Source organism: Streptomyces sp. NPDC005799, assembly GCF_040630525.1.
Classification (GTDB): Bacteria; Actinomycetota; Actinomycetes; order Streptomycetales; family Streptomycetaceae; genus Streptomyces; species Streptomyces griseorubiginosus_B.
In genome coordinates this window covers 75,232-84,108 of sequence record NZ_JBEXXQ010000036.1, presented here as the reverse complement: position 1 = coordinate 84,108, position 8,877 = coordinate 75,232, and the positions used below count along the sequence as shown (strand labels likewise).

Below are 8,877 nucleotides of genomic sequence, written 5' to 3'. Positions count from 1 at the left end.
CAGGAGCAACCGTGATCACCTGGCCCGAACTAGCGGCAGCCGAGCCGCGGTTGCGCGACCTCGAAGAAGAAGTACGCGCCGAGGCAGCCAAGGCTGAGACCGACCCGATGTGGTCGTTCTCGATCTACTGGACGTACACCCTGCGCCCCGCCGTCAAGCCCCTCGTCGGCTGGTACCGCGACACCGGCGCTCACCCCCGCCTCGAATCCGAAGAGGCCTGGCACACCGCCATCAGCCACCTCACCGGCATCCTCCCCGCCGGCGAAGGGCTCTGGGCGTCATGAGCGAACTCCGCATCGAGGACATCGCCGAGCTCCGCAAAGACCCCGACAGCTTCCGTGACTACCTCCGCCACCTCACCGGACGCGCCGTCGTAGCCCCCGTCGAAACGTCAGGACCGGACGACGAGCCGGAGCCGGCCGCCTACCACATCCCGCGCAAGGGAGCGTGGCCCTGCGGCACCGCCGCCACCGGACCCACGCCCGCCCCCTGCGGCAACTGCCAGGAGGGAACCGCCCGATGACCATCCGCCCCCAAGACCTTCCCGAGATCCGCGCCGACGTCCTCCACTGGCACCTCCAGCACGGGCCCGCTTTCTTCGACATCTGCATCCGAGCGGGAAAAATGGACATCCGCCCTGCCGGGCCGACGCACGAAGCCGCCGCCTACCTTGCCAAGGCCGAAGCCGACCGCATCATGCGCGCCGACCTCTATTGGATTGACGCCCACATGGCCGAACTCGCCATGACCGCAGCCGAGTCACTCCCCGAGTTCACCCTGATGCCCGAAGACCTTCCGTCCCCACACGGTTTGATGGTCTTCGAGAAGCCCGTCTACACCTACATCGAAGACGGACGCCAGACCCACCTCACCGCAGTCGCCTGGGGACCTTTCAACTACGAGAACTTCCCCTACGGCGGCACGTGGATCAGTTGGTACTCCGACCGCGAAACGAACCTCGAAGCGGAAGCCAACGTCGGCTCCCTGGGGAACACCGAGAAGCGGATCATGCGCGCGGCACTCCCCGCCCTCTCCTACGACCAAGAAGAGGTCTACCCCTTCAGCCCCGCCCCCCTCCCCGCGCGCACCAGCAGGGGCCAGGAGGCGCAGCCCTTCAGCCTTGACGGCCGATACCGGACCAGCGAACTCCTCCGGGTGTCGTGGCTCCTGATGCAACAGCCCCTCGCGGACGTGAGTGAAGTCGAACCCGATCGCGCTGCACGCAAACGCCTGCGCCGCGCCGGCCGGGAACCCGCCATGGTCCGCATCATCGGCCTGCGCCGCCCGAAGTCCTCGACGGACCACGGCAACAGCGACCGCGAGTACCACCACCAGTGGGTCGTGCGCGGCCACTGGCGGCAGCAATGGCACCCGAAGCGGGAAGTCCACCGCCCCGTCTGGATCGCCCCGCACATCAAGGGCCCCGAAGGCGCACCGCTGATCGGCGGCGAAAAGGTCTACGCCCTCAAACGCTAGCCGCCGACTCACCATCGCCAGCCACGACGCCCGCATCACCACCTGGACCACCGCCCAAACCGCCGACCAGCAGACCGGAGACACCGAATGAGCAGCACGCCCGAGGAGACCACCGTGACCGACATCCAGAACCCCACCGACTGGAGCGACTTCGACTTCCTGGAGTTCGAAGCCTTCTGCTCCAAGGTCAACATCGAAGGCTTCACCTACGCCGCCGAGAACTACGGGCCCAACTTCGAGGACCCGCAGCTGAAAGTGATCGCCGAGGACCTCGGCCAACTGCGCACCCTCTACGTCGAGAACGAGGACAAGGTCGACACCTGGTACCTGGCCGTCGGCGGGGAGCGCGCCTGCGACCTCCACAACGCCCACGTCGACGAGGAACGCCAACGACGTGAGGACGCCCGCCTGTTCGGATTCCGCTGCACCGACGGCTACGTGATCACCGCCGACAGCAAAGCCGACCGCGACCGGAGCGTCGCCTACCTGCTGGAGAACGAAGGCAAGGGCTGGCGGGTCCCGCAGACGCTGCTGCGCCGCGAGACGGCAGGCGGCGAGTGGACCGACGACGGTGACGCACGCGCCGCGGCCTCGGGGGACACGCGGTGACCAACAGCACCGGTTGTACTGACCGGTCAGTGCAGAAACCTCAGCCACTGAACCGTTTGGAGACAAACCACATGCAGAGCACCAACGAAACAACCACCCCGCAAGCCCCCAAGGCCGCAAACGCCCCTCTGAGCGCCGAACAGACCCCCGGAGGCCCCGGAGTGCCAACCGGGCCCCAAGCGACCCCTGACGCACGCACAGCACCGCTCCCCGGGCCTGCCACGGTCGAACCGAACCCCGCCACCCGCACCAACACCCCCGACCGCCGCAACCCCGACGGGTCCACCACGATCCGCCTGAAGCGGTGCTGCAACGGCTGCGGCCAGTACGTCGGCGACCTCGACAACCGCGACATCAACGCCCACGGCGGCCTCACCGACGTCCGCCGCGAGTGCCCCAACTGCCGCCCGCTCGTCGAGCTGGAAGCTGCCGGCTGCCGGACATGGCGCCTGACCGAGCGCAGCTTTAGCCGCGTTGCTCACGAGATCGACCAGCTCCGCCCGTGGGTCTTCACCAAGGGCTACTGGCAGGAAGTCGACGGCAAACTGCAGGTCGTCGGCCTCCGCGTCGGCCAGTACCCGGACCACGTCGTCGCGTTCTTCGGCGACACCCTCGTCCGGCATCCCGACGGCACGTTCAGCGTCCACAAGGCGCCCGAGGCGGTGTCGGCATGACGCGCCCCGATATCCGCCGCGAAGACGGTGACCACGCCGCCGCCCGTTCCAAGTGGCCCGCTGCCCAGCACCTCCAGCAGGCCGCCGACCAACTCCGCGACCTCGGCCCCGACCTGCACCCCGACCTTCGAAGCTACGCCGATCCCGTCGCCGAATGGCTCGACAAGACCGCCAACGAGATGGCGTGGCTCGCCCCGTACCGCGACCACGAAGGCGGCCGCCAGCCGTGGCGGGTCGCAACCCGCATCGCCCACACCACGCTCGGCCTGCCCAACCCCGACACCTGCCCGACCTGCCACACCCGGGTACGCCCCGGAACCACCACCGAGGAGCCGACGGCATGACCGAGCCCCTGACCCCGACCCGCCTCGACGAGATCGACACCCGGGCCGGATACCTCCACGAGTACGGCACCCTCACCGACGGGCCCCTGCAAGCCGACCTCGACCAACTCGCCGGCGTCGATGTCCCCGCCATGGCCGCCGAACTCCGGCGGCTCACCACGGCGCTCGACGAGATGACCCACCTCCGGGACAACGCCCTCCGTGCCCTGTACCGGGACGACGTCGACACGGACATCGACCTCGAGGAGACCATCGCCGCCCCGTTCTACGGGCCCGGCTGGGACTGGGACGAACACGACCTCACGCCCGTCGTGAAGGAGGCCGCGGACGCGGTACGGCCCGCGTTCGGGAAGCTCACCCAGCAGCGTGACCAGGCCCGCGACATCGCCGTCGCCTTGGAGCAGGAGACCGCGCACCAGGCCGTGCAGATCGACCGCGTCCGCGCCTGGGCTATCAGCCACGAATACCGGTGGCTGCACGAACTCCTCGACGGCTACGGCACCCACGGAGGCTGGCTGTGACCGCCGCGATCCCCGATGGGCCGCTGGACAGCCGGCCGGACGGCTACGCGACCGCCGCCGAGCGCGACGCGATCCTCCGGCAGCTGCTGACCGACGCCAACGTCCGGTTGGGCGCGTACGACGAGGTCACCGTCCGCTGGCTGGTCAACACGCTGGACTGGTGGACGTTCGCGGGCGTCGCCTCGCTGATCCGGCAGGCCGCCCGTGAGTGAACCCCCGCGCTGTCGTGGCTGTAAACGCCGGCTGAAACAGCCGTCCCCGTCCGGCTACGGGCCCGTCTGCGAACGCCGCGTCAACGGCCGCCCGGCCCGCATCCGGACCAGCAGCAGCGACGACCAGATGCCCGGCCAGGCAGAGCTGGAGCTACGGCCCATGCAGCCGACTTTGTGGTCCGTCTGACCACTGTCGGTACCACCATCTAACCTGCTCAACACGCCGCAAATCAGGAGGAAATGACCATGACCGCACTCGATCCGGCAGCCGCCCAGAACGTCCGCTACACCACCGTCCCCCGCGTCCTCGCCCTCGCCAAGGCCCGCCAGAAGGTCGGCACCGACACCGGCCACGTCTTCGCCTGGGACGACCTGAACCCGGTCGAACAGGAGATGGCCCTCAGCGTCGCCGCCGCGTGGCTGGAGGCCGCCATCGCTGCCGGGATCGCCCCGCCCGCCGAGCGCCCCACCGACCGGCATGACGCCGTGTACGTCGACGACGAAGGCCTCCTTTACGCCGAGTACCGGACCATGCCCGAGTCCGACGGCCTGCTCCGCCTTGTGTGGGCCGACCGCATGGCCGAGTCGAAGGCCGATCTCGAAGACCGCGGCGCCACCTTCCGCTTCCTCGGCTGGTGCCTGTAGCCGCCGTCCAACGATTCGCCGAACCAACAGACCAGTGAGCAGCAGGACGGCCGGCCCGGGCTGTATCCGGGCCGGCCGCGCCACCCATCCCACCACACACGACCTGGAGCCTGACCATGACCGAACACCCCACCGGCCCGCGCTGCGGGAACAACCCGAACACCCAACTCACCGGCGGCGACCAGCGTGTCGTCGACGAGTTCCGTGCCTTCCTCGACGCCCGGTCCGTACTGCGGGACCGCATCGTCAAGGTGCTGGCCGCCACGGAGTTGAAGCCGCCGTGGCCGCACTGCCTGGCCATGGCCGATGCGGTGCTGTCGGTGCTGCCCGCGCCCGCCGACCAGGGCGCCGCGCTGCGGGAAGCGGAGCAGCGCCAACGCCCGAACACGCCGCCCTCAAGGCCGGAGCCGCACATCCCCGACCACACCATCAACGAAGAAGAGGCCCCGCGCCCAGTCAAGCAGCGCGCCGACTGCACCGAGTTGGAGTGGGCCGAGCAGGAACGCGCCCGCTTCGAACGGCTCTACACCCGCGAGACCGTCCGCGGCGACCTTGCCGAGCAGCGCGCCGACACGGCCGCCCGTGACGCCGACATCTACCAGCAGCGCCTCGAACGCCTCGGTGAGGGATACACCAGGGAACGCAAGCGCGCTGAGAAGGCTGAGGCGGACGCCAATCACAACGCGGGCCTCGTCGCCGACGCGGTGCAGCGCGCCGAGCGTGCGGAAGCTGCGCTTGAGCGGGCCCGTGGCATCCAGTTCCGCACCTCTGCCCCGGACTGCAACTCTCTGGCCCGGGCGCAGGACAACGGGTGGAACGCCGCACTGCACTGGGTGCGGAAGGCCCTCGACGGCCCGCTCGACGAGCCCGCTGCCGAGGCGCGCGGCAACGACAAGCAGGACGACCGCGAGACGCTCGCCGCCTTGTTCGAAGGCTTCGGCCGCCTGCTCGCCACCAGCTCCCGCGACTGGGGCCAGTACGCGCCCGACGCGTGGCTGTACGCCGTCATCCTCGGCTGGGACTGCGAAGAGACCGAGCACGACGAGACCTGCACCCACGGAGCCATGGAGGAGATGGCCGCCCGACACGGCTGGGACGCGGAGGCCGTGGCCAAGGCGCGCAGGTACCGGGCCGTTGTGCGGGCTCTCACGGAGTCCGCCGCTGTCGTGCGGGCCGCCGAACCAGCCGACACCCAGACGCAGACGCGCGCCCTGTTGTTCTGGGACGCGACCAACGGAGCGTCCCTCAGCGACAGCAGGATCACCATCCCAGTGGACAAAGCCGCGAACCTCGCTGAGTTCACGCCCGCAGGAGTGCTGATCCTTCAGATTCCGGATGCGTCGGCTCTGCGGGCCACCCTGACCACGCTGATCGCCGAAGCCACCGAGGCGCAGCAGGACGGGGCGCAGTCGTGATCGTCCACGAAGCGGTCGAGGCGTTTCTCGCCGTCTACCACGCCATCGTCGCCTGGCTGATCTTCCTCGCGGTGTTCGCGTCAATGATGGCAGGGGCTGCGGTCGCATGCTTCGCGCCCGACACACGGCAGCCACGGCGGCGCTCCAGGCGCCCCTCCTGGGCTTGCGGGCGCCTCGGCGCCCGAATCCACGCACGAACCCGCGTCAGGCCGCGGGAGAGGCGCACAGCGCCTCGCGTGCCGTCCTGGGCCACACAACAACCCGTCGACCACTACGAGGAGGCGGCATGAAGCCGTACCGCATCCTGATCACCGGATCACGCACCTGGGACGACCGCGACACCATCTGGCGCGAACTCGGCAACACCGTCGCCCCCATCCCCGTCGACCGAGAGATCACCGTCGTTCACGGCCACTGCCCACGCGGCGCCGACGCCATGGCCGACGAATGGGCCCGCAAGTACGGCGCCACCGTCGAACGCCACCCCGCGAACTGGCGGCCCGGCGGCGTCCTCGACCGGGCGGCCGGCTTCCGCCGCAACGCCGAGATGGTCGCACTCGGCGCGGATATCTGCCTGGCGTTCATCAAGGACCGCAGCCGAGGCGCCAGTCACGCGGCTGGCCTCGCTGCTGGCGCTGGGATCCCCGTGAGGCGGTGGATCGCATGACCACGCACCGCGACCCCGAGCCCGACGACGAGGACGACGACGGCCCGTACTGCGGGAGCCGGCCGTGACCCGCCGCGCCTGGCTGCCACACCCCGCCCGCACCGTAGGCCAGTCCCGACCATGCTCCACCGGCCTGCCCCGCTTCACCAACCTCGACCGCGCCCGCGAAGCCCGCATCCACGGCCACGGCAACCACCAGCTCACCGCCTGGGCGTGCCACCAATGCGGGGGTGCGCACATCACCGACCAGACCGACGCACCCCCCAGCGCCGGCGACTGCGAACCCGCCTGGACCACGCCCAGCAGCGCGGTCAACACCGTCACCGTCCAGGAGAACTACCTGTGACCAACCCACCCACCCCGTACAACGGCCGCTGCTGGACGAGGCAGGAGCCCGTCGACGTCCGCACCTGGACCGGCCGGCTCACACCCGCCCTCGCGGCCTGGATCGGCGACAACCTGATCACCGTCGACGAGCAGCAGCTCACCGTCCACAACGCCGACCACGACCCCGTCACGTTGCAGCCCGGGTGGGTCCTCGTCCGCTACCCAGACGGCGCCCTGATCGTCCACTCGCCAGCAGCAGCCGCCCGCAAACTCGAACCGGAGGCATCGTGACCGGCCCGTCGAGCACACCCCGGGGTGAGCACACGCCCGCCCCGGGCATCACCTGGGACACCCAACTCGTCCGCCACGAGCGGGTCATCGACGAGACCAGCGGCCCGGACATGAACCAGCCGCTCCCGCCCCGCCCGAACCGGGCCACCAGGCGCGCCGCCGCGCGCGCAGCACGGAGGAAGAAGTGACCGAGCACATCACCGCCCGCACCCCGCTGATCTGCTCCGACGAACGCCACAAGGCCAGGGTCGCCGACCTGGAGCGCTACCGCATCGCGGTCGAAGCGGTCGCGGAGGTGCTCGCCGACCACAACGGCGACGACTGGTCGGACCACCCCGCAACAGAGGCCGTAAAGGCAGCGCTCACCCTGCGGCCAACCCCGAACCCGGCAGCGACCGAAGCGACCAACGGCGCGAGTTGTCCACGGACAACCCCGGACAACCCGCCCGCCAGCCGCAACACGACGATCACCGACCGCCCATTCCGCAGCCACCGCACCTCGGAGGAGTCCCGATGACCGACATCACGGCCGCCGACATCCACGACGTCACCGCCGCGATCCGCGACCTGACCACGGTCATCCGCCAGGAGATCGCCGACCGGCAGCCGATCGCGAAATGCGGTGCGCCCAACCGGGCAGGCAACAGCCTCGGCACGCAACGCTGCGAACTCCCCGCCGGACACGACGGCCGCCACGGCGAAGGCATCAGCAGCTGGCCACGCACCGCGACGAAGGAGGCCACCCGATGATCCGCCTCATCTCCGACCCCACCGTGTGGGCCGAGCACCTGCGTGCCGGCCGCCGCGACGAAGTCTGCGCCTGGCTGCAGGCGAACGGACTCGACCCGCTCGCCGTGCTCTCCACCCACCCCACCACCATCGAAAACACCGCGGCCGGGCCCGTCATTTGGTGTGTGGTGATCGAAAAGGACTCGGCCGTACCCGAACAGCGGACGGTGCCCCTCGTCGTACCACCACCCGCACACTGGCCCGTACACGAGACGGCGGAGCAGCGGTGAGCATCTACGCCAGCATCGAAGGCATCGGCGATGTCGGCGACCCCGAATACCTCGGCGCCCCGTGGACGTACCAGGGCAGCCACATCCCACCCCGGGAAGACGGGCCCCGCGCCGGCGTGGTCGGCCTCGCACTGATTCCGTCGCACATCACCGCCGACGGCCGCGACGACCAACCATCCGACGGGCCGCCGTGGCCGTTCCTGCGCCTCCACCTCGACGTGGAAGGCGACGACCCGACCGTCCTCCTCGACATCGCGCAGGCCCGGTTCCTTGCCGCGCAACTCAACCACTGGGCAGACCAGGCCGACGTGGCATCCTGAACGCGCGGGGCGGCACGATCCCCGGCACCCTGCCGGGACACCTGGCGGTGACGGCCGCCGCCCCGCACACCGTCAAACCGACGACTGGAATGCGGCCACCGACACCCGCGCCGGCCCACGCTGGTCGTCCACCGACGGCAGCACCCGCAGCAGCACACCAGACGCCTCCGGCCGGACGGCGAGCCGCACCAGGGGGACACGCTCCAGCTCGGCCGGACGCTCAGCGGGTGTAGCGGTCATCGCGGGCTCCTCGGAATGTCAGTGCGGCACCGTATCGTGAGTGTGCCGCCTGGCGTTCCCTGCTGCTGCGCCCGGCAGCGCTGCTACCGCCCGAGGATCGCTTCACGGGCAACACGA

19 protein-coding genes are annotated in these 8,877 nt (G+C 70.1%); 18 read left to right on the top strand and 1 reads right to left on the bottom strand.

What is annotated here, in order from left to right; genetic code table 11:
* Nucleotides 1–11: 11 nt before the first annotated feature.
* The 18 genes from ABZ453_RS31425 to ABZ453_RS31340 all read left to right on the top strand — a co-directional run bounded on the left by ABZ453_RS31425 (nt 12) and on the right by ABZ453_RS31340 (nt 8,520).
* On the top strand, nt 12–284 hold the full coding sequence (locus ABZ453_RS31425; protein WP_359020142.1) for a hypothetical protein: 273 nt from the start codon (nt 12–14) through the stop codon (nt 282–284).
* Nucleotides 281–523 (top strand): hypothetical protein, encoded by a 243-nt coding sequence (locus ABZ453_RS31420; RefSeq protein WP_359020140.1) that lies wholly within the window; start codon nt 281–283, stop codon nt 521–523. Before ABZ453_RS31425 ends, ABZ453_RS31420 begins: the two co-directional genes overlap by 4 nt.
* The gene (locus ABZ453_RS31415) at nt 520–1,476 is read left to right on the top strand and encodes a hypothetical protein (protein ID WP_359020139.1); all 957 of its coding nucleotides are present in this window, start codon (nt 520–522) and stop codon (nt 1,474–1,476) included. Before ABZ453_RS31420 ends, ABZ453_RS31415 begins: the two co-directional genes overlap by 4 nt.
* A gap of 87 nt (nt 1,477–1,563) precedes the next feature.
* Nucleotides 1,564–2,085 (top strand): hypothetical protein, encoded by a 522-nt coding sequence (locus ABZ453_RS31410; protein WP_359020137.1) that lies wholly within the window; start codon nt 1,564–1,566, stop codon nt 2,083–2,085.
* Nucleotides 2,086–2,246: 161 nt separating this feature from the next.
* Nucleotides 2,247–2,759, top strand: coding sequence for a hypothetical protein (locus ABZ453_RS31405; RefSeq protein ID WP_359020135.1), 513 nt, complete (start codon nt 2,247–2,249; stop codon nt 2,757–2,759).
* A complete protein-coding gene (locus ABZ453_RS31400; RefSeq protein WP_359020133.1) occupies nt 2,756–3,103 on the top strand; it encodes a hypothetical protein in 348 nt (115 codons plus the stop codon). The genes ABZ453_RS31405 and ABZ453_RS31400 overlap by 4 nt, the downstream gene beginning before the upstream one ends.
* On the top strand, nt 3,100–3,624 hold the full coding sequence (locus tag ABZ453_RS31395) for a hypothetical protein (RefSeq protein WP_359020131.1): 525 nt from the start codon (nt 3,100–3,102) through the stop codon (nt 3,622–3,624). The genes ABZ453_RS31400 and ABZ453_RS31395 overlap by 4 nt, the downstream gene beginning before the upstream one ends.
* Nucleotides 3,621–3,836: a hypothetical protein gene (locus tag ABZ453_RS31390; protein WP_359020129.1), complete on the top strand. Its 216-nt coding sequence runs from the start codon at nt 3,621–3,623 to the stop codon at nt 3,834–3,836. Before ABZ453_RS31395 ends, ABZ453_RS31390 begins: the two co-directional genes overlap by 4 nt.
* Nucleotides 3,837–4,082: 246 nt before the next feature.
* The gene (locus ABZ453_RS31385; protein WP_359020127.1) at nt 4,083–4,481 is read left to right on the top strand and encodes a hypothetical protein; all 399 of its coding nucleotides are present in this window, start codon (nt 4,083–4,085) and stop codon (nt 4,479–4,481) included.
* A gap of 116 nt (nt 4,482–4,597) precedes the next feature.
* Nucleotides 4,598–5,896: a hypothetical protein gene (locus ABZ453_RS31380; protein ID WP_359020125.1), complete on the top strand. Its 1,299-nt coding sequence runs from the start codon at nt 4,598–4,600 to the stop codon at nt 5,894–5,896.
* A 286-nt stretch (nt 5,897–6,182) separates the two neighbouring features.
* Entirely contained in the window at nt 6,183–6,563 is a 381-nt protein-coding gene (locus ABZ453_RS31375) for a DUF2493 domain-containing protein (RefSeq protein ID WP_359020123.1), read from the top strand.
* 64 nt (nt 6,564–6,627) lie between these two features.
* On the top strand, nt 6,628–6,909 hold the full coding sequence (locus ABZ453_RS31370; RefSeq protein WP_359020121.1) for a hypothetical protein: 282 nt from the start codon (nt 6,628–6,630) through the stop codon (nt 6,907–6,909).
* The gene (locus tag ABZ453_RS31365; RefSeq protein WP_359020119.1) at nt 6,906–7,181 is read left to right on the top strand and encodes a hypothetical protein; all 276 of its coding nucleotides are present in this window, start codon (nt 6,906–6,908) and stop codon (nt 7,179–7,181) included. Before ABZ453_RS31370 ends, ABZ453_RS31365 begins: the two co-directional genes overlap by 4 nt.
* A complete protein-coding gene (locus ABZ453_RS31360; RefSeq protein WP_359020117.1) occupies nt 7,178–7,369 on the top strand; it encodes a hypothetical protein in 192 nt (63 codons plus the stop codon). The genes ABZ453_RS31365 and ABZ453_RS31360 overlap by 4 nt, the downstream gene beginning before the upstream one ends.
* The gene (locus ABZ453_RS31355) at nt 7,366–7,698 is read left to right on the top strand and encodes a hypothetical protein (RefSeq protein ID WP_359020115.1); all 333 of its coding nucleotides are present in this window, start codon (nt 7,366–7,368) and stop codon (nt 7,696–7,698) included. Before ABZ453_RS31360 ends, ABZ453_RS31355 begins: the two co-directional genes overlap by 4 nt.
* Nucleotides 7,695–7,931: a hypothetical protein gene (locus ABZ453_RS31350; protein WP_359020113.1), complete on the top strand. Its 237-nt coding sequence runs from the start codon at nt 7,695–7,697 to the stop codon at nt 7,929–7,931. The genes ABZ453_RS31355 and ABZ453_RS31350 overlap by 4 nt, the downstream gene beginning before the upstream one ends.
* The gene (locus ABZ453_RS31345; RefSeq protein WP_359020111.1) at nt 7,928–8,200 is read left to right on the top strand and encodes a hypothetical protein; all 273 of its coding nucleotides are present in this window, start codon (nt 7,928–7,930) and stop codon (nt 8,198–8,200) included. The genes ABZ453_RS31350 and ABZ453_RS31345 overlap by 4 nt, the downstream gene beginning before the upstream one ends.
* Nucleotides 8,197–8,520: a hypothetical protein gene (locus ABZ453_RS31340; RefSeq protein WP_359020109.1), complete on the top strand. Its 324-nt coding sequence runs from the start codon at nt 8,197–8,199 to the stop codon at nt 8,518–8,520. The genes ABZ453_RS31345 and ABZ453_RS31340 overlap by 4 nt, the downstream gene beginning before the upstream one ends.
* Before the next feature lie 72 nt (nt 8,521–8,592).
* Here the strand turns inward: ABZ453_RS31340 and ABZ453_RS31335 are convergent, their stop codons facing one another.
* On the bottom strand, nt 8,593–8,760 hold the full coding sequence (locus ABZ453_RS31335) for an FXSXX-COOH protein (RefSeq protein WP_359020107.1): 168 nt from the start codon (nt 8,758–8,760) through the stop codon (nt 8,593–8,595).
* Nucleotides 8,761–8,877: the final 117 nt, after the last annotated feature.

Coding starts and splice junctions, on each gene's coding strand:
- ABZ453_RS31420 (WP_359020140.1), top strand. CDS start 281: ATGAGCGAACTCCGCATCGAGGACATCGCCGAGCTCCGCAAAGACCCC.
- ABZ453_RS31415 (WP_359020139.1), top strand. CDS start 520: ATGACCATCCGCCCCCAAGACCTTCCCGAGATCCGCGCCGACGTCCTC.
- ABZ453_RS31410 (WP_359020137.1), top strand. CDS start 1,564: ATGAGCAGCACGCCCGAGGAGACCACCGTGACCGACATCCAGAACCCC.
- ABZ453_RS31400 (WP_359020133.1), top strand. CDS start 2,756: ATGACGCGCCCCGATATCCGCCGCGAAGACGGTGACCACGCCGCCGCC.
- ABZ453_RS31395 (WP_359020131.1), top strand. CDS start 3,100: ATGACCGAGCCCCTGACCCCGACCCGCCTCGACGAGATCGACACCCGG.
- ABZ453_RS31385 (WP_359020127.1), top strand. CDS start 4,083: ATGACCGCACTCGATCCGGCAGCCGCCCAGAACGTCCGCTACACCACC.
- ABZ453_RS31380 (WP_359020125.1), top strand. CDS start 4,598: ATGACCGAACACCCCACCGGCCCGCGCTGCGGGAACAACCCGAACACC.
- ABZ453_RS31375 (WP_359020123.1), top strand. CDS start 6,183: ATGAAGCCGTACCGCATCCTGATCACCGGATCACGCACCTGGGACGAC.
- ABZ453_RS31350 (WP_359020113.1), top strand. CDS start 7,695: ATGACCGACATCACGGCCGCCGACATCCACGACGTCACCGCCGCGATC.
- ABZ453_RS31345 (WP_359020111.1), top strand. CDS start 7,928: ATGATCCGCCTCATCTCCGACCCCACCGTGTGGGCCGAGCACCTGCGT.
- ABZ453_RS31335 (WP_359020107.1), bottom strand. CDS start 8,760: ATGACCGCTACACCCGCTGAGCGTCCGGCCGAGCTGGAGCGTGTCCCC.